This window comes from Occallatibacter sp., from assembly GCF_049582745.1.
Classification (GTDB): Bacteria; Acidobacteriota; Terriglobia; order Terriglobales; family Acidobacteriaceae; genus Telmatobacter.
On the sequence record NZ_JBAUUO010000128.1, the window covers coordinates 23,333 to 41,100 of the forward strand.

The 17,768-nt window shown below is 59.4% G+C and carries 15 protein-coding genes and 1 tRNA gene; 10 read left to right on the forward strand and 6 right to left on the reverse strand.

What is annotated here, in order from left to right; all coding sequences use genetic code 11:
* Positions 1–35: 35 nt before the first annotated feature.
* Positions 36–1,664: a murein biosynthesis integral membrane protein MurJ gene (gene murJ / locus WCA10_RS18280; protein ID WP_472823952.1), complete on the forward strand. Its 1,629-nt coding sequence runs from the start codon at positions 36–38 to the stop codon at positions 1,662–1,664.
* A 332-nt stretch (positions 1,665–1,996) separates the two neighbouring features.
* Here the strand turns inward: murJ and WCA10_RS18285 are convergent, their stop codons facing one another.
* The gene (locus WCA10_RS18285) at positions 1,997–2,491 is read right to left on the reverse strand and encodes a bactofilin family protein (RefSeq protein ID WP_472823953.1); all 495 of its coding nucleotides are present in this window, start codon (positions 2,489–2,491) and stop codon (positions 1,997–1,999) included.
* A gap of 320 nt (positions 2,492–2,811) precedes the next feature.
* On the opposite strand from WCA10_RS18285, the gene WCA10_RS18290 reads away from it, so the two are divergent.
* From WCA10_RS18290 to WCA10_RS18305, 4 genes are all read left to right on the forward strand, one after another.
* On the forward strand, positions 2,812–4,530 hold the full coding sequence (locus WCA10_RS18290) for an N-acyl-D-amino-acid deacylase family protein (protein ID WP_472823954.1): 1,719 nt from the start codon (positions 2,812–2,814) through the stop codon (positions 4,528–4,530).
* A gap of 29 nt (positions 4,531–4,559) precedes the next feature.
* Positions 4,560–5,000: a hypothetical protein gene (locus WCA10_RS18295; RefSeq protein ID WP_472823955.1), complete on the forward strand. Its 441-nt coding sequence runs from the start codon at positions 4,560–4,562 to the stop codon at positions 4,998–5,000.
* A 63-nt stretch (positions 5,001–5,063) separates the two neighbouring features.
* A complete protein-coding gene (locus WCA10_RS18300) occupies positions 5,064–6,185 on the forward strand; it encodes an NADH:flavin oxidoreductase/NADH oxidase (RefSeq protein WP_472823956.1) in 1,122 nt (373 codons plus the stop codon).
* A 138-nt stretch (positions 6,186–6,323) separates the two neighbouring features.
* Positions 6,324–6,845, forward strand: a complete 522-nt coding sequence (locus WCA10_RS18305; RefSeq protein WP_472823957.1) for a MerR family transcriptional regulator — start codon at positions 6,324–6,326, stop codon at positions 6,843–6,845.
* A 118-nt stretch (positions 6,846–6,963) separates the two neighbouring features.
* On the opposite strand, the gene WCA10_RS18310 is transcribed toward WCA10_RS18305, so the two are convergent.
* From WCA10_RS18310 to WCA10_RS18320, 3 genes are all read right to left on the reverse strand, one after another.
* Positions 6,964–7,040 (reverse strand) — tRNA-Pro (locus tag WCA10_RS18310).
* Between the two features lie 351 nt (positions 7,041–7,391).
* Positions 7,392–7,664, reverse strand: coding sequence for an oxidative damage protection protein (locus tag WCA10_RS18315; protein WP_472800105.1), 273 nt, complete (start codon positions 7,662–7,664; stop codon positions 7,392–7,394).
* Between the two features lie 111 nt (positions 7,665–7,775).
* A complete protein-coding gene (locus WCA10_RS18320; RefSeq protein ID WP_472823958.1) occupies positions 7,776–8,885 on the reverse strand; it encodes a lactonase family protein in 1,110 nt (369 codons plus the stop codon).
* 261 nt (positions 8,886–9,146) lie between these two features.
* On the opposite strand from WCA10_RS18320, the gene WCA10_RS18325 reads away from it, so the two are divergent.
* The 3 genes from WCA10_RS18325 (at position 9,147) to WCA10_RS18335 (ending at position 10,909) form a co-directional block, all read left to right on the forward strand.
* Positions 9,147–9,842: an SOS response-associated peptidase gene (locus WCA10_RS18325; RefSeq protein ID WP_472823959.1), complete on the forward strand. Its 696-nt coding sequence runs from the start codon at positions 9,147–9,149 to the stop codon at positions 9,840–9,842.
* A 204-nt stretch (positions 9,843–10,046) separates the two neighbouring features.
* Positions 10,047–10,406, forward strand: coding sequence for a magnetosome magnetite crystal formation protein family (locus tag WCA10_RS18330; protein WP_472823960.1), 360 nt, complete (start codon positions 10,047–10,049; stop codon positions 10,404–10,406).
* A gap of 131 nt (positions 10,407–10,537) precedes the next feature.
* Positions 10,538–10,909, forward strand: a complete 372-nt coding sequence (locus WCA10_RS18335; protein ID WP_472823961.1) for a DUF4870 domain-containing protein — start codon at positions 10,538–10,540, stop codon at positions 10,907–10,909.
* A 40-nt stretch (positions 10,910–10,949) separates the two neighbouring features.
* Here the strand turns inward: WCA10_RS18335 and WCA10_RS18340 are convergent, their stop codons facing one another.
* Entirely contained in the window at positions 10,950–13,508 is a 2,559-nt protein-coding gene (locus tag WCA10_RS18340; RefSeq protein ID WP_472823962.1) for a ribonuclease R family protein, read from the reverse strand.
* A 340-nt stretch (positions 13,509–13,848) separates the two neighbouring features.
* Here WCA10_RS18340 and WCA10_RS18345 point away from each other — a divergent pair, with 340 nt between their 5' ends.
* Positions 13,849–16,203, forward strand: a complete 2,355-nt coding sequence (locus tag WCA10_RS18345) for a glycoside hydrolase family 31 protein (RefSeq protein WP_472823963.1) — start codon at positions 13,849–13,851, stop codon at positions 16,201–16,203.
* A 16-nt stretch (positions 16,204–16,219) separates the two neighbouring features.
* Here the strand turns inward: WCA10_RS18345 and WCA10_RS18350 are convergent, their stop codons facing one another.
* Positions 16,220–16,807: a Maf family protein gene (locus WCA10_RS18350; RefSeq protein ID WP_472823964.1), complete on the reverse strand. Its 588-nt coding sequence runs from the start codon at positions 16,805–16,807 to the stop codon at positions 16,220–16,222.
* Between the two features lie 86 nt (positions 16,808–16,893).
* Here WCA10_RS18350 and WCA10_RS18355 point away from each other — a divergent pair, with 86 nt between their 5' ends.
* Complete coding sequence (locus tag WCA10_RS18355) at positions 16,894–17,700, forward strand: hypothetical protein (protein WP_472823965.1); 807 nt, start codon at positions 16,894–16,896, stop codon at positions 17,698–17,700.
* Positions 17,701–17,768: the final 68 nt, after the last annotated feature.

The window sequence follows — 17,768 nt, forward strand, 5'->3', positions numbered from 1 at the left end:
CAACCCCGGTAGAATCGACAGGAGTGGAAAACCCTTTGCCAACTCAACCGCGAGCGGGCGCGTATTCGTTGCTGGCGCGCGCCCTGCGATCCCTGCGGCCTTCGCACGCGCACTCAGCCTTCAGCGCGACGGTGGTACTGATGGTCTCGGTGTTTTTGTCGCGCATCATCGGGCTGGCGCGGGTGAAGTACATCGCGTGGCTCTTTGGCAGTGGGATGAAGGCCGATGCGTTAAATGCGGCATTTGTGCTTCCCGATATGATCTCGTACTTCCTGGTGGGCGGCGCAGCGTCGATCACATTTGTCACAATCCTTACGAGATATCGCGAAACGGGGCGGGAGAAGGAGGGCGAGCGTTCGCTCTCGGTGATTCTGACCACGATGTACCTGGTGCTGGGCGCGGCCATCGTGCTTGCGGAGATTTTTGCGCCTCTCTTTGTGACGCTGCAATTCAACGGATTTGATGCGGAAAAGGCGGCTCTTTGCGTCAAGCTCACGCGGATTCTGCTGCCGGCGCAGTTGTTCTTCTTTGCGGGAGGCGTGTTTGGCGCGGTGCTGCTGGTGCGCAAGCAATTCACGGTACAGGCGGTTTCGCCGCTGATCTACAACCTGGGAACGATTGTCGGCGGCTATTTGCTGGTGAAGCAGCTCGACGTGTCATCGCTGGCGATCGGGACTGTGGCGGGTGCGTTCTTCGGTCCGTTCTTCCTCAACTGGCTGTTTGCGCGACGGGCAGGTGCGCACTACAGGCCGATTCTGGACTGGCACGATGAGGGGCTGCGGGAATGGGTGCGGCTATCACTCCCGCTGATGGCGGGCGTTTCGCTAGTGACGGCGGATAACTGGATCATTGCGCATTTTGCATCGAAGATCGGCGGCGCGGTGTCGGAGTTCAACTACGCCAAGCAGTTTTTCACGGCGCCAATGGCGGTGCTGGCGCAGGCTGCGGGGGCCGCGTCGATGCCGTTTTTCGCGAGCCTGTGGGCAAAGCAGAGCCGATTTGAATTTGCCGGCGTGGTCGCGGACTCGGTTTCGCGCGTCTCCTGCATGGGATTGCTGGCGGCTTCGGGGATGATCGCGCTGGGCAAGCCGGCAATCGACCTGGTGTTCACGGGAGGCCATTTCTCAGCCAGTGATGCGAGCCAGTGTGCCGGCTATTTTGCAGTATTCTCCATTTCGCTTTTTCTGTGGTCGGCGCAGGCAATCTACTCGCGGGCATTTTACGCGGCGGGTAACACGATTGTGCCGATGGCCGCTGGAACGATTGTGACAGTGATCTCGCTGCCGATTTACGTTGCACTCTTTCACCGATTCGGGGCAATGGGACTGGCGTTCGCGTCTGACATCGGCATCGCGATGCAGACGCTGGCGATTGCGGGACTGCTGCATCGGCGACATATGGTGTCGTTGGCGAGCCTCGACTATCGCGAATTGGGAAGATGCGTGGCCGCGGCGCTGACCGGCGGGGCGGCCACCTGGATCGTGTTTTCGTGGATGGCGGGAGAGTTGATCGCGCGGATGCACCTGGCGGGCCATCGCCGCATAAATGACCTGGTGGTGCTGCTGGCGGGCGGTCTGCTGTGGGCGGCGATTTCGATGGGTGTGCTGAAGCGAACGGGATCGGAGTTGCCACGGGTGATGATGAAGCGGCTGCGACTGGCCTGATTTCGGTCGCGTGCGATTCGCGAGCATTCTTCGGAGCTGAAAATGCTTGCCTCTATGCGAAGAATTTAAAAGGCCTCGCTCAGGGCCTGAAGGCCGCTTCAATTGGCTGCGCTTACGGCACGACTAAAGTCATGCCCTTTCAAAGCATCTTGTTTTTTGGTAATTTGCGAGGCCCTCACAGATTCTGTGGGTGTTCGTGAGGTGAGAATTCAACGAACCTTCCTCGAAGACAACGGATTCGGCTCCGCAAAAGGATTGATCGCACGCGGCGATAAGGCACCGAGACCCCTGCCGAGACAGGGGTCGTCGTGGTCGGACAGTTCGGCAGCGCGTTACGAGTGCACTGCCACTTTGGCGGGCTCGGCTGGCACGGCGGTCGGCTTCGAATCCGGTTTGCGGATGTCGATGCCGCCCTTGAAGAATGCGCCGTCTTCAATGCTGATGCGGGCCGCGGCCACGTCGCCGGTGAGGGCGCCTTCGGCACGGATATCAACGCGGTCGGTGGCGTTGACGTTGCCCTTGAGCTTGCCGAGAACGACGATTTCGCGGGCACTAATGCTGGCCGTGACGTTGCCGTTCTTGCCCACCGTAACGCGATTGCCGGGAATGCTGATGCTGCCCTCGACCTTGCCGTCGATGAACAGGGATTCGGTTCCGGTAATCTCGCCCTTGATGGAGAGGCCCTTGCTGATGCTGGCCTGCTCGCCGACAGAAGACGATGGGGCCGGGCGAGGCGTTTCAAGAGTAGGTGCCACCGGCGTGGGGCGAGCGGGCTCGGGGGTCGGAGTCGGAGAGGGTGATTGGCCTTGTTGGGTGGGTTTCCACATAGCGCTCAAAACTATTCCTTTTCTGTCCTGACGGGACTTAGGTGGTGCCAAGGCAGGGACCACAGCGGTGGACCCAAAGACTTAAGATTCCCGGACGGGCGCCCGGATAATGGTGAGCACGTGCGTCCGCAAGATGATTTCTGTCCTTGCTCGATCTTATCAAGCATGGTTGATGCCGTTATTGTAAGACGACAGGGCAAAGTTGCACGAATGTGGAGATTACCGTAGTTTTCTGGTTGCCATCTCTGACAACAGAGGAATGCGGAAAACCCTGTGAATTGAGGCTATTTACCTAGAATTCCCAAAGTGAGGACCAAAAAATGCAGGGTTGGGCTCGTTTTCCCCTTTTGGTGTGGGTGGCGATTGCGTCGTTGGCAATGGGTTTGAGCGCTCAGAAAGCCGTGGACTCTGAGCCGTTCGACGTCGTGATCCTGCACGGACACATCGTCGACGGGACAGGATCGCCGTGGTACTCGGGCGATGTGGGCATCCGCAACGGGCATATTGCCGCAATTGGCGACCTGGGCGGCGCTCCGGCGAAGCAGAAGATCGATGCGCAGGGAAAGATCGTCGCGCCGGGATTCATCGACATGTTGGGACAGTCTGAACTGACCATCCTGGTCGATCCGCGACTGCCTTCGAAGATCTACCAGGGCATCACAACGGAGATCACGGGCGAAGGCGGGTCGGTGGCACCGGTAAATGACGCGATGCTGGCGGCGGATCACTCTGGCTATGCGCATCTGCGGATCACGCCGGACTGGCGAACCTTGGGTGAATATTTCGCGAGGCTCGAGAAGCAGGGGATGGGCATCAATCTCGCAACGTATGTCGGCGCGACTTCGGTGCGGCGGATGGTGCTGGGCGATGCGGACGTGCAACCGACGCCGGCGCAGCTCGACGAGATGAAGGTGCTGGTGGACCAGGCAATGCGCGACGGAGCGGTGGGACTGTCGACGGCGCTGCAGTACACGCCGGCACCGTACGCAAAGACCGAAGAACTGATTGCGCTGGCGCGCGAGGCGTCGAAGTATGGCGGCATCTATGCAACACACATGCGCAGCGAGGGCGATGCTGTGCTGGAGTCGATTGACGAGGCTACGCGCATCGGGCGCGAGGCGCAGATTCCGGTGGAGATCTGGCATCTGAAGGCGGCCGGCAAAGCGAACTGGGGCAAGATGCCGCAGATTGTGGCGCGCATCGATGCGGCGCGGGCGGCGGGCGTGGACGTGAGTGCCAACACCTATGCGTACACGGCATGGTTCAACACGTTCTCGGCATTCGTTCCGCCTTGGGCGCATGACGGAGGCGACTTGAAGCTGGTTGAGCGATTGAAAGATCCGGCGATGCGTGCGCGGATTCGCAAGGATATGACGAGTAGCGGCAAGGACTCGGCCGGCGAAGACTGGGACAACGAGTGGCAGGAGATTCCCGGGCCGGAGGCGATTTTGATTGCGGTGGTGCAGAATCCGGAGTTGTTGTCGTTGCAGGGCAAGCGACTGTCAGACGTGGCGGCATTGTGGCATGAAGACGCGATCGACGCGCTGTGCGACATCCTGATCAAGGACAAGGCCTTCACAAACGTTGCGGTCTTCGGCATGGATGAGCCGGATGTGAAGCTGGCGTTAAAACAGCCGTGGGTTTCGATTGACAACGATTCGCAGGGGACTTCGCCCGAAGGACTGCTGGGGAGCGAGCATCCGCACCCGCGGGCGTATGGGACGTTTCCGCGAATTCTGCGGAAGTATGTGCGCGAGGAGAAGGAGCTGACGCTGGCGGATGCGATTCGGAAATTTAGCGCGCTGCCCGCACAGCGGATGCGGCTAACGGATCGAGGGGTGCTGAAGCAGGGGATGTGGGGCGATGTGGTGGTTTTCGATCCGGAGAAGATTACGGACAAGGCGACGTATGAGGAGCCGAACCAGCTCTCGGTGGGGATGGATTATGTACTGGTGAATGGCGTGCCGGTGATTGCGGAGGGCAAGATGACGGGGGCGCTGCCGGGGAAGGTGCTGCGCGGGGCGGGGTACGTGCCCTAGCGCGATCTAGTGCTGCAATAATCGACCCTATGGCGATGAGCGAGCTGGATAAAAGCTGTTTTATGAATGTGGCGCTGGAGATCTTTTCAAGGTCCGATCTGAAACCGATTGCGGACGCATTTGGATCGAACGTAGCTGTCCTTTATCTGGGAAAGGAATTTGGATTATTCAAGGCCTATTTCTATCCCGGCTGGCCGCAATCTAATACGCCCGAGACAGGTATTCTCCGGTACTGCAAACTTATTCAAAAGCTCTCAATAGAAGATCGGAAACTGTGGGATTCTGCCAAGTCTCGCAGCTTCGATCTTGGATTTGAAGGCCCAAAGGAGGGCCGGCACTACTGGGGTGCAGTGAGCCAAAAAGCGGTCCGCGCCGCGGCTGAAGTTGGAGCCCAGATCGCCATTTCGATCTATGGTCCAATGAAAGTCGCCAAACAAACGAAAAAGAAACGGGCGGCCCCGGCAAGGTGATTTCGCTGCGTCGATTCAGGTATCAAACTCATCTCTTGATTGGAACGAAATAATACATACTCCATGAGCCATCCTCTTTTTTCGCCTTTTCAATTGCGTTCTGTGGTGTTTCCCAATCGCATTGGCGTTTCGCCGATGTGCGAGTACTCGTCCGAGGACGGGTTCGCCAACGACTGGCACCTGGTTCACCTCGGTTGCCGCGCGCAGGGTGGCGCTGGGCTGGTGATGACGGAGGCCTCGGCCGTCACTCCGGAAGGCCGCATTTCATCGGCCGACCTGGGCGTCTGGAAGGACGAGCACATCGAGAAACTCGCGCAGATTGTGCGGTTCATTCATGCGCAGGGCGCGCGTGCCGGGATGCAGCTTGCCCATGCGGGCCGCAAGGGCAGCATGACTGCGCCGTTTGGCGGTGAGCGGCTGCTGACTCCGGAGGAAGGCCGCTGGGAGCCGCTGGGGCCGAGCCCGATTGCGTTCTCGCCGACCTACGCGGTTCCGAAGGACCTGGATGCGGCTGGGATTGCCGGGGTGGTCAGGGCGTTTGCCGAGGCTGCAAAGCGGGTCGACAAGGCCGGGTTCGACCTCGTGGAGATTCACGCGGCGCACGGCTACCTGCTGCACGAGTTTCTTTCGCCGCTTGCGAACCAGCGCACCGACGCGTATGGCGGCAGCTTCGACAATCGAACCCGGCTGCTGCTGGAGGTGGTTGACGCGGTTCGCGCGGTGTGGCCGGATCATTTGCCTCTGTTCGTCCGCATTTCGGCGACGGACTGGGCCGAGGGTGGGTGGTCTCCGGATGAATCTGTTGAACTGGGACGGCGGCTGCGCGAGCACGGCGTCGATCTTGTGGATGTCTCGTCGGGCGGACAGGTCCCGAACGCCAAGATTCCGGTGGGGCCGGGGTTCCAAGTGCCGTTTGCTGCACGGATTCGCAAGGAGGCGGGTATTCCGACGGCTGCCGTAGGCATGATCACCGAACCAAAGCAGGCCGATGACATCATCGTCAATGGCGAGGCGGACATCGTGCTGCTGGCGCGGGAGATGCTGCGCGACCCCTACTGGCCCGTGCATGCGTCCGCGGCGCTGGGGGAAACGACGAGATGGCCGGTGCAGTATTTGCGCGCTGCGCCACAGGGTTCGACGGCGCGGCCGTCGATTGAGAGGCCAAAGTGGAGAGAAACCCGGTGATTTTAGCCTGATTTTCAACAAGATTCGGCGTCTCTGAAGGTTCAAGCCGCGTATTTTGCTTCACTTCGGTTGCAACAGGTGGCCTATACTGCGTCTAAGCAGTGATCCCGCAATACCTGCGGGCCTTCTGTATTGGCTATGGCATCGCACCCATCCCCGAAGCGCGCTGTTGAAACTCCGACTATCCCCGACCGTCTTTATTTCAAGATTGGAGATGTTGCGCGCATTCTCAAAGTCGAGCCCTACGTGCTTCGCTTCTGGGAGTCACAGTTTCCGCAGTTGAAGCCGAACAAGAGCGGTACCGGCCAGCGTCTCTACCGCAAGCGCGATGTCGAGATCGCAGTTGAGATCAAACGGCTTGTCTACGGCGAGGGTTATACACTCTCGGGTGCCAGACAGGCCCTGGGACAAGCGAAGCGAGCGGAACCTAAGGCGGCGGCAGTTGCGTCTCCGGTACGGGCTCCAGCGCCTGCAGCGACCGTTGGAAAGAAGCGCGATAAAGTGGCGGAGGTCGTTCTTCGCGCGCGCGCTGAGTTGCGCGAGATTGCCGCAATGCTGGCGCCGCCCGGGAACGCAGCAACGCCGCTGGTGCAACCGCTGCGCCGCCGGGCACGTTCGTCGCCGGTGGAGAATGTCTCCGGATCGCTGTTCGACACATAGGCAGGATTGACATCAGTCAGGAAGCCAGGCGCCAAGCCGTGGCCGCTCTGGACAATGACACATAAGAAAAATGCCGACGATGAATGTCGGCTTAACCTGCTTAGATCTAGATACTTATTGGTCGGGACGGGCAGATTTGAACTGCCGACCCCTCGCACCCCAAGCGAGTGCTCTACCAGGCTGAGCCACGTCCCGACACAGTCGAGCCGGCTCGGGTGAGCCGGCCCATGGGGGTTCTGATTAGTTTACACCAGCATGCGCCGTCCCTACGGGACTCGCGGTCTTCTGGAATCCCATTTCCCCACGCTGAAGCGCGGGGCTAGGAAACCGTGCGCCTCCGGCGCGCTTTATCTCTCAGCTTTCGAGCGCTGTCAAAGGAGTGGTGAAGCTCAGACAGACTCTAGCTGGGCGCAAATCCCGGCCGCGCGAAGAAACAGCGCGCTTCCGGCGCGTTTTATCTCTCGCTGGTCGGAAACACCGGTAGGGGATGGCTGCAGGACTGAGGGCGGTTCAAATTCACCGCATATCTGGCTATCAGCGTCCGGCTCAGTGCGAAGGCGGAACAAACTCTTGCGGAAGCGCCGAGCCTTCGCCGAAGAAGAACTGTTCCATCTGCTCCACCAGAAACTCCTGGGCCTGCGGGGTCCAGGGCTGCAGACGGTACTCGTTCAGCAGCATCTTCTGGCGATCGACCCACTCGCCCCATGCCGCTTTGGAAACATTCTTATAGATCTTCTGGCCGAATTCCGAGTCGAAGGGCGGCTCGTCAAGGCCCTCCATTTCTTTCTTGTTGCGAACACAAAAAACCATATGCGCCATCGCTCCTGCTCCCCCTCTTTATTGTATGGGATGACGATGAAGCCGAACTGGACGCAGCCAGAAATGCGATGGGGTCCGGGGAACTGCGTTGTGCGGTTCCCCGGGAGTGAATCAGTATGCGGCGATGCCGTTGAGGCCGCTTGACGCTTCGAGTCCGCCGACCGTTCCCAGGTTCGACAGACTGCCGTCGCTTTCGACCCCGAATACGCCGATGGCGCCTGTACCCGCATTGAGCGTGTAGACATACTTTCCGTCAGCACTCGTAGCCATATCGAGATTCGTGCTGCTTGTTGGGTTCGTGGCGACCACGGTTGCACCAACCGGAGTCAGCGAGCCGTTGCGTGCGATGGCAAACCCTGAGAGCGTGGAGGTGCCCGCATTTGCGGTATAGACGAAGCGGCCGGTGGGAAGCACAACATCCCAGCAGGTGGCGGCGCCGAGCGTGGGAAGGGCGGAGGAGATCGTGGTGAGGGATTGATTCCATCCGACCCAATACGTGGATATCGTGTTGGAGGCGTTCGCCGCGATCAGGGCGCCGTTGGGCGCGAACTGCAACGCGAAAGGCGTCGCTCCTGCGCTCGGATTGACCGAGATATCCGACAATCTGCCGTTGGGAAAAACGCGGAAGACATCGAGATTATTCGTTGCGCTTTCGGCGACCACAAGGAACTGCCGGTTGGGACTGAGTACCAGAGCGGTCGGAGAAGTGGCGCTTCCGCTCAGGTATTTGGTTGAGTCATGGATCGGGATGAGACGTCCGTTTGGCGTAACACGGACGCCGCTTACGTTGCCGTTTCCGCCTGCATTGAGGACGTACAACAAATTTCCTGTTTGGGTGAGGGCGGTGGGAGAACTGCCTCCGCTCGGCGTTGTATCCACGAGCCTGAGGTTCGTGCCGTCGACTACGAAGGAAGAGATGGTGCCGCTGCCTGCATTCACGGCGAAGAGCAAGCGATGGTCGGCATCCAGAATGAGGGAGCCCTGCGAGTGAAGCGGATCGATGGTGCCGCCGCTGCCGTTGCCTCCGGTTGAGAAGGCGCCAACCCATTGCAGCGAACCATCTTGTTGGCGGGAATATGCAACGATCTGGTTGTTCGTGGCAGCGTTGGTCATGACGAAGACGGCGCCGCGGTTCTGTTCAGCATGCAATGCTCGCGGAGCAGACAAGAACGCGCCGCCGGCCAGTAAACACACTGCGACTGTGAGCGTGAAGCTCTTCATGTTTCCGGTACTCCAATCAGGGGAAATCGGCCCTGGACACAGCTTTTGCGAGATGCTTGTTGGCAACGCCGAACAAGCAACGTGCCGAGGGCCCTTGTGAAGCGAGAGAGTGACAGTGCCCCCGGAAAGTTACAGAGAAAACGGCCGACAGACCAAAAGAAACCGAAACTCTCGCGCGAAGATGAACATTATTGAAGACGCACTTTTTCCCCGAGATTGCTGTCACTTTTCCTGACCTCGTACAATCAAACGCAATCCGATATGTGCGGCCGATTTGCTCGTCGATCCACGCAAGAGGTGCTCGCCGACTGGTTTGGAGTCGAGCCTGAGGACATGCCCTTTTTTGCGCCCACGTATAACGCAGCCCCGCAGAGCACGCAGCCGGTTGTGCGTCCAAGCGCTGATACGGGTAAGCCCGAGTTTGCGCTGATGCGCTGGGGGCTGGTGCCTTTCTGGGCCAAGGATGCGAAGGTTGGCTACTCCACGATTAACGCGCGGGCCGAAGAGGTTGCGGCGAAGCCCCTTTACCGCGAGGCTTTCAAGAAACGCCGCTGCCTCGTTCCGGCCGATGCGTTCTACGAGTGGCAGCGGATCGATGCGAAGACGAAGCGGCCCTTTGCCTTCGGAATGCAGAGAGGAGAACCGTACGCATTCGCCGGGCTATGGGAGCGATGGAAGCCGAAGGAGGGAGAGGCGCTGGAGACGTTTACCATCCTGACAACCGATCCCAACAAATTGGCGGAACAGGTGCATAACCGGATGCCGGTGATCCTCGATCCGCAGGAATATTCACGATGGCTGGAGCCGGGCGATCCGTCGCGTCCGCCAGTCGATCTGCTGCGGCCGTATCCCGCTGAGAAAATGCATTCGTGGCCGGTGAGTGACCGCGTGGGCAATGTGCGCAACAACGACCTTGAGTTGCTGACCGAGTGCCCGCCTGAAAAGCAACTTTTCTAATGGCATCCCGGATTACCGACGTGTGGGCAATGCGATGATTCTGATTGACTTTCGCACACGCCGGCGCTTTTCCTTAAATCAATCCTGTTTGATTTTGCGCCGCCTGCAGCCGCATTCGGGTGTTTTCTGTGCACGGCGAGCAATTAAAGACGCCAAGGCGAAGAAATCGAGATAAGACCTACAGGAGGCAGGAAAGGATTCCCAATGACCGTAGCGACACGATCCGGCATCTCAGACAATGCGGCCGGTGCAATTTCTTACTTCACGTTCCTTCCGGCCATCGCCTTTCTGCTTCTTCCGAACTATAAAAGCAGCGCGTATATTCGTTTTCACGCGTGGCAATCTGTTCTGCTCTGTATTACCGCCTTCATTTTCGATATCGTTCTGGGCTCCATCGCTTTGCTGACCCTGTTTCTTGGGACCGTTACCCTCGCCTACATCCTCCGGGCGTTGTCTTTGCTGTGGCTGGTGGTATGGCTGGTTTGCGTCATCCAGGCAGCAACCGGCAAGCGGTTCAGGATTCCACTTCTCGGGAGTATTGCCGAAAAGCTCGCGATGAAGTAGTCTTTCTCCCACCACGGAAACCAAGACGCGGTGAGTAGTATCCCCGTGGCTCGCTGGTTGTTGTTCTCCGAATATTCGCTCTTTTCTCTGCAGTTCCGGGTATGATCCGAGTCCCAAGTGAAGGAGCAGCTATGTCTGATTCTCCGCAGTACACTCCCGTTCCCCCGCAGGCTCCGCAGGCCACGCAGAGCGGATTGTCTGATACCGCCGCCGGAGCGCTCGCCTACGTAACCATCATTCCGGCGATCATCTTTCTCCTTGTCGAGCCTTACAACAGGAATTCGTATGTGCGCTTCCATGCATGGCAGTCGATCTTCCTTGGCATTGCCGCCTTTGCGATCGGCATTATCAACATCATTCCGATCCTCGGGCAGATCATCTTCCTGATTGGTATGCTGATTCTCTTCGTAGCATGGATCGTGGCACTGTTGAAGGCACTGAAGGGCGAGAAATACCAGCTTCCGATTATCGGCAAGTACGCTGCGCAGCAAGCGGGCACCTAAGCCTGCTGCTGGCGTGATTGCACATACGCGCGATCGCTTCTCAGCGGCGTTTTTGTTTGCGGATATGGCGGGTCTCCCTCTTCGACCCGGAAGCAGCACTTTCCTTGCGCCGATTTGTCTTTGATTTCGGCGGCGGTTTGGGCTGCTTTTTGCCGGTCAGAGGGATGCCTTCTTCCACGATGGAGAACTGCAGCCGTCGTTCTTGCGCGAGAATGCGGTCGAGGACGACCTGGACGCGATCGCCGGCGCGGAAACGGCGCCCCCAGCGCTCTCCTATAATCTCGTGCGTATTTTCGCGCCAGGTATATCGGTCGTCGCGCAACGTGTCGATGGGGACCAGGCCCTCGACAAAAAGATCCGTGAGTTCGACGAAAAGGCCGTATTTCGCGGGATTGAGCACCAGCGCGGCAAATTCCTCACCCACGCGATCTTCCATGAAGCGCACCTTCTTCCACTCCACCAGCTCGCGCTCGGCTTCGGCGGCGCGACGCTCGGCCTGACTTGATTCCTCGGCGATCTGCGCGAGTTCAGCCTCGGGGATTGGGGCCTCGCCAGTGAAGCCTTCGCCCGGCTTTAGTTTTTTTGCGTGATGAATGGCGATGCCTTTCAGGCCTTCGTGCGGGTGCGTCCATGGGGAGCCGTGGCGTCCCTCGGCAACTTCGGCTCGACCTTCAACCCCGGCCCGCAGCAGAGCCTTGGTGATGCGATGGACGATGAGATCGGGGTAGCGGCGGATGGGCGAGGTGAAGTGCGTATAGGTCGGGGCAGCGAGCGCGAAGTGCCCTTCATTGATCTCGGAGTAGCGTGCCTGGCTGAGTGAACGCAACATGAGATAGCTGAGAATCCGCTCCTCGGGCTTGCCTTCAATGCGCGCGGCAAGCTTCTGATACATCTTTGGCGTCACGGCGATATCTTCGGGGACCTCGTGGGTGCGTGCCGGGCGGCCGCTGCGTTGCGCATCGCGTCGATCGCCGCGCGTCTGGATGCGTTTGACGGGAAGTGCGCCGAGACCGAGGGAATAGCCGAAGCTGGCGGCAAGCTCCTCGAATTGAACGACGCGGCGCGGGTCCGGCTTCTCATGAATGCGGTAGAGCGAAGGCACGCCGAGGTCTTCAAGCCACGTGGCGACACACTCGTTGGCGGCGAGCATGAATTCTTCGATGAGGCGGTTGGCCCAGGTACGCTCGGACTTGGTAACGCCGCGCATCCGGCCCTGATCGTCGAATTCAATCACGGGTTCAGGCAGATCAAAATCGATGCTGCCGCGCTCTTCGCGACGCTTGTTCATCAATCCGGCAAGGTAACGCATGCGCTCGAATTCGGGAACAAGCTGTGCGTACCGCGTTCGGGTTTCCGAATCGCCCTCAAGGATTGCGTGGACGTCGGTATATGTCATGCGTTCGGCGGAACGGATGACGCCTTCGACGATTTCAAAGCTCTCGACGCGGCCCGCGGAGCTGAGTTGCATGATGCAGCTCAGAACGAGGCGATCTTCCCTGGGGCGAAGACCGCAGATGCCCGTAGAAAGCTCATGGGGAAGCATGGGGATTGCGCGGTCGGGGAAATAGACGCTGGTGCCGCGCAGACGCGCTTCGAGGTCGAGATCCGTTCCGGCTCCGACGTACTCGGCGACATCGGCGATATGCACCTGGAGTTCGAAGCCTGCGCCGTGGGCGCGATCGCGCACCAGAACCGCATCGTCAAAGTCTCTGGCGGTTTCGCCGTCGATGGTAACGATGGGAAGGCCACGGAAGTCGCGGCGGCGATTGGCTTCGACCTCATCGAGGAAGGCGACGGCGCGGGTTTCAGTGAGCACATTGTCAGGGAAGACGCGCGGCAACTGATGCTTGCGGATCATCATTTCCACGTCGACGCCAAAGTCGTCGGGATCGCCGAGCACTTCGATGACTCGACCGATGGGTGGACGCGTTGGTGTAGGCCAGCTGGTGATTTCGACATCAACGACGAGGCCTTCGAGATCGTCGTGGTGCGCAGAAGTGGCGGATTCGCTGCCGAGAACGCGATGAGGCGACTTTGCTTCTTCGGGCTCGGGCAGCGCTTGCCCGAACGGGATAACGATGTGCTGCGTCATGCGCTCGTCGAACGGGATGACGTTGTCGCCCATCTCGCGATCTGTTCTTGCATAGTGAAAAATGCCGACGACCGTGGGATTGCGGCGTTCGAGAATGCGGGCAATACGGCCAAGGCGGCGCCCATCGGCGCGCGGTGGCGCTAGTTCCACCAGCACCTGGTCGCCCTGCATGGCTCCGTTGATCTCGTCGGGCGGAATGAAGACGTCATCTTCTTTGACGGAGCCTTGTCGAGCGTTAGGGCGCACAAAGCCATAGCCATCGCGATGCAGATCGAGACGTCCGGCGATGAGATTGTCGCGCGTTCCGAAGCCGGCTCTTTTCGGAATGCTCCAGTGCTCCCGATCGGTTTTGATCAGGTCTCCTCGCGCCGTCATGCGGGCGAGTTGCTCAAGCAGGAGGCGGCGCTCGCGACCGCCGCCGAGGCCGAGTTCGCGCACCAGTTGCTTATATCCGGCTTTGCCGCCGGCAGAGCGTGCGATCTGCGCCAGCAGGTCCCGATCGGTCATAGCTTTAGAGTAGGACAACCGAGCAACTTATGCCTTCCACATTTCAAAGTACAACGCGCCCACCGGCTGCGGGATTGCTGCACATGCCGCAAAAGCGCAGGCCGCGCGCCTGATGCCGCTCGGCCTGCATCCCCAGGGCAGAGTCGCTTACTGCTTTCAGAACCTCCGTTCCGATTCTGTCCGAGAGAATAGCGCTTTCGAGTTCCCGGAAATCCGCGGCGCGCTCCGGAAAAGATCGCGCAACGCAGCCTCGCCTCAGCCTGCCAAGGGTATCCCGCCCGGGAGCCGGGCGTTACACTTGATGCGTTTGGATTCTGCGCGAGAAAAGGAAACGTATTCAATGAGCGATCGTCGGTGGGCACGGGCATTTCTTCTGGCGTGTACGGCGGCATGGGCACCGCTTGCGGCCGTGGCACAGTGGAATCCGCCGAACCCGGTGGTGAGCTTTGACAAGCAGTCCAACGGCCTCGAGATCCACCAGAAGAACGGAGTGCTGAAGCTCGAAGTGGATGCGCCGGATGTGCTGCATGTCATTTACTCGCTGCCTGATGCCGAAACGGAAGTTCGCCCCTCTGATCACGTCGTGATCAAGCATGATTGGCCGGCACCTTCATTTGATGTCACCGCGAATGAGAAAGCCGTCACGCTCACAACCAGCAAGCTGAAGGTCGTGGTAGAGCGCGAGACTGGCGCGCTGCACTATGTGGGTCCGGATGGCAAGCAACTGACCACCGAAGGCTATCGCTCGCTGAAGCCCGTCGAAGTCAATGGCGAAAAGACCTATCACGCCGAAGTGTTTTTCCCGATCTATGGATCTCATGAGGGCCTCTATGGCCTTGGCCAACACCAGGCCGGCGTGTGGAACTACCACGGCGAAACCATCGACCTGTCGCAGGAGAATACGCAGATCGCGATTCCACTGCTGGTCTCAACGAATGGCTATGGCATTTTTTGGAACAATCCTTCTCGCAGCCGCGTCAATAATCGATTCATTCACTCGCTCTACATCAGCGCTGAAGTAGCGGACCGCATCGAATACTACTTTATTTATGGACCGGAAGCCGACCAGATCATTGGGCACTATCGCGAACTGACGGGCGAAGTCCCACTCTTCGGGCGCTGGGCTTATGGCTTTTGGCAATGCAAGAACAAATACCAATCTCAGGCCGAGATCGAAGGTGTTGCAGCGAAGTATCGCGCGCTGCATATCCCGGCGGACAACATTGTGCAGGACTGGTTCTGGTGGGTGACGATGGGCGAGATGAAGTGGAACTCCCACTACCCGGACCCGCAGGGCATGATCGACAAGCTGCATGACGAGCATTTCCATCTGATGGTTTCGGTGTGGCCGTTCTTCCGGCCGGGGACCAGCGTCTACGACCAGTTCGACAAGAACGGCTGGTTCATCGCGAAGACGCTGACAGGCAGTTTTCATCCCGTAGGCCAGGCACTCTACGATCCGACGAATCCAGCCGCGCGCACACAGTATTGGAGCAACATCAATACAGCTCTTTTTCAAAAAGGGGTAGACGCGTGGTGGCTCGATACCGATGAGCCTGAGACCGAGGGCCGCGAAGACAATATCCTCGTCGACCACCAGCTGCACATCGGCTCGGGCGCGCGGTTTGCGAATGTCTATCCGCTCTTTCACACCGAGGGCGTCTCCGAGGGACAACAGAAAGCGTCGGACAAGAAGCGCGTTTTTATTCTGTCGCGTTCGGCGTACGCGGGAACACAGCGCCTGGGCGTGACAGCCTGGTCGGGCGACGTACTCAGCGATTGGGTCACATTTGCGCGCCAGATTCCAGCCGGGCTGAACTTTTCGATTTCCGGCATGCCTTACTGGACGACGGATATCGGCGGATTCATCTCGGGCGGCAATTTGAACGATCCGAAGTTCCGCGAGCTGTTTGTGCGGTGGTTCCAGTTCGGAACGTTTTCGCCGATCTTCCGTGTGCACGGCACACGCTATCCCGATGAGAACGAGCTCTGGTCTTATGGGCCGGACGCGCAGAAAATCCTGGTGGATTATGACAACCTGCGCTATCGCCTGCTGCCTTACATCTACTCCGAGGCATGGCAGGTGACCAACAATCACGGCACTCTGATGCGTCCGCTGGTGATGGACTGGCGCAATGACGTGGAGGCGCAGAATACGGGCGATGAGTATTTGTTCGGGCCGGCAATCCTGGTAAGTCCGGTGACCACGCAGGGCGCAACCAGGCGCGAAGTGTATCTGCCGAAGGCAACGTGGTACGACTTTTGGACGGGCGCCAGGGTCGAAGGCGGCAAGCGAATCGAAGCAGATGCGCCGCTCGCGAAATTGCCGCTATTTGTGCGCGCGGGTTCGATTATCCCGATGGGGCCAACGATGGAATGGTCAACCGAAAAGCCTGCCGACCCGATTGAGGTGCGTATCTATCCCGGAGCCGACGGCGACTTCACGCTTTACGAGGACGAAAACGATAACTACGACTACGCCAAGGGCGAACATGCAACCATCCCGTTGCATTGGGATGACGCCGCCAAGATGCTGACCTTCGGGGCGCGTGAGGGGAGCTTCCCTGGAATGCTGGGGAAGCACACCTTCAACGTCGTCGTTGTCGGCGAGGGCAACGGTGTGGGCATCGGCGACGGCGCTGCCGAGGCACATGCGGTCGTCTACAAGGGGGATCGCCTGGAGGCAAAGTTGTAAGAATGGCTTTCAGCGCTCAGCCTTCAGGTTGCACTTGTTCGATCATCGTCGCTACCAGCGCGAGCGGCAGGCCGACGACGTTGAAGTAGCATCCTTCTACGCGAGGAATCCACTTGGCGGCCAGACCCTGAATGGCGTAGGCGCCGGCCTTGTCCGTCGGCTCACCGGTTGCAACGTAGGCGGCGATCTCTTCGTCGCTCAGCGTTCTGAACTGCACCCCGGTGACTTCGGCGGCAACTTCAACGCCCTTTGCGGTTGCTACCGCGACGCCGGTGATCACGCGGTGTGTGCGGCCTGAGAGCATCCGCAACATGCGGGCGGCATCGGCGGGGTTCTCGGGTTTCGCGAGAATGTGGCTGTCGAGCGTGACGGTGGTGTCTGCGCCGAGAACGACCACCTGCGGTGGGGCAGAACTCTTGGACGATATCTCCGTAAAGACAGACAGCGCTTTTTCACGCGCAAGGCGGACGACATAGGCAATCGCATCCTCACCGGGCCGCAGATCTTCATTCACATGCGCGGGCTGTACCTCAAATACAAAGCCCGCCTGCGTGAGCAGTTCACGTCGGCGAGGCGAAGCGGAGGCGAGAATAAGGCGGCGCATATCGGCTTCTTTAGGGTATCGCGACGCTGTGCCCGCATCGGAATCTTGATGGAATCTGCGGGTTCTGCGTGTACGATCGGAGCGCGATGATGTTTGCGAATCTTGAATTGGCAAGACGGCTGGAGGCAGCGGAGGCCTACGCTTGCGCGCAGTTCGCGGAGGCGCGCCGGAAGCTCTATCCCAACAGCACGTCCGCCTGGATGAAATGTGCGGGGGTGACAGTGGTTTTCGATGGAGTGGACGCGCCAACGACACAGACCTTCGGGCTTGGCTTGTTCGAGCCACTCACACCGGCGGCTCTGGACGAGATCGAGCAATTCTTTCGCGAACGCGGCGCAGAGGTGATGCACGAGGTGAGTCCATTTGCAGGCGCTGCCGTGCTCGATCTGCTGTGTGCGCGGAGCTATCGGCCCTTCGAGATCAGCAACGTACTTTATCGTGCGGTCGAATCACCGACGACGGTCCACGCGGCCGGCATCAGTGTTCGCGTGGTAGGTGGAGATGAAGCGCAGCTGTGGAGCGACATCAACGCGCGTGGCTGGACGCATGAGCATCCCGAGTTCGAAAACTTCGTTCGAGAGTCTGGCATTCTGGTCGTCGCGCGTGAAGGAAGCCCATGCTTCCTGGCGGAGATCGAAGGCTCGCCAGGGGCCGCAGGCGCGCTAACTATGCATCAAGGTGTTGCTCTCTTTGGTGGTGCGTCCACTGTGCCTGAGATGCGGTGCCGCGGACTGCAGGGGGCACTGCTGCAGGAACGCATGCGCTATGCGGCCGAACACGGATGCGATCTCGCGATGATGGTGGCGGAAGCAGGAAGCAAATCGCAGCGCAACGCTGAGCGCAAGGGCTTTCGGGTGGCATATACGCGGCTGAAGTGGAAGCTGGTGCGATAACCGTGAATCGAAACGCTACGTGCTGTTAGAATCCAGAGTCTGAAGAGTCATGGACCCCTACCTTGCTC

Bases quoted from the DNA above. Each gene is read 5' to 3' on its own strand.
- WCA10_RS18285 (WP_472823953.1), bottom strand. From the start codon at position 2,491: ATGTGGAAACCCACCCAACAAGGCCAATCACCCTCTCCGACTCCGACC.
- WCA10_RS18290 (WP_472823954.1), top strand. From the start codon at position 2,812: ATGCAGGGTTGGGCTCGTTTTCCCCTTTTGGTGTGGGTGGCGATTGCG.
- WCA10_RS18295 (WP_472823955.1), top strand. From the start codon at position 4,560: ATGGCGATGAGCGAGCTGGATAAAAGCTGTTTTATGAATGTGGCGCTG.
- WCA10_RS18300 (WP_472823956.1), top strand. From the start codon at position 5,064: ATGAGCCATCCTCTTTTTTCGCCTTTTCAATTGCGTTCTGTGGTGTTT.
- WCA10_RS18305 (WP_472823957.1), top strand. From the start codon at position 6,324: ATGGCATCGCACCCATCCCCGAAGCGCGCTGTTGAAACTCCGACTATC.
- WCA10_RS18315 (WP_472800105.1), bottom strand. From the start codon at position 7,664: ATGGCGCATATGGTTTTTTGTGTTCGCAACAAGAAAGAAATGGAGGGC.
- WCA10_RS18320 (WP_472823958.1), bottom strand. From the start codon at position 8,885: ATGAAGAGCTTCACGCTCACAGTCGCAGTGTGTTTACTGGCCGGCGGC.
- WCA10_RS18325 (WP_472823959.1), top strand. From the start codon at position 9,147: ATGTGCGGCCGATTTGCTCGTCGATCCACGCAAGAGGTGCTCGCCGAC.
- WCA10_RS18330 (WP_472823960.1), top strand. From the start codon at position 10,047: ATGACCGTAGCGACACGATCCGGCATCTCAGACAATGCGGCCGGTGCA.
- WCA10_RS18335 (WP_472823961.1), top strand. From the start codon at position 10,538: ATGTCTGATTCTCCGCAGTACACTCCCGTTCCCCCGCAGGCTCCGCAG.
- WCA10_RS18340 (WP_472823962.1), bottom strand. From the start codon at position 13,508: ATGACCGATCGGGACCTGCTGGCGCAGATCGCACGCTCTGCCGGCGGC.
- WCA10_RS18345 (WP_472823963.1), top strand. From the start codon at position 13,849: ATGAGCGATCGTCGGTGGGCACGGGCATTTCTTCTGGCGTGTACGGCG.
- WCA10_RS18350 (WP_472823964.1), bottom strand. From the start codon at position 16,807: ATGCGCCGCCTTATTCTCGCCTCCGCTTCGCCTCGCCGACGTGAACTG.
- WCA10_RS18355 (WP_472823965.1), top strand. From the start codon at position 16,894: ATGATGTTTGCGAATCTTGAATTGGCAAGACGGCTGGAGGCAGCGGAG.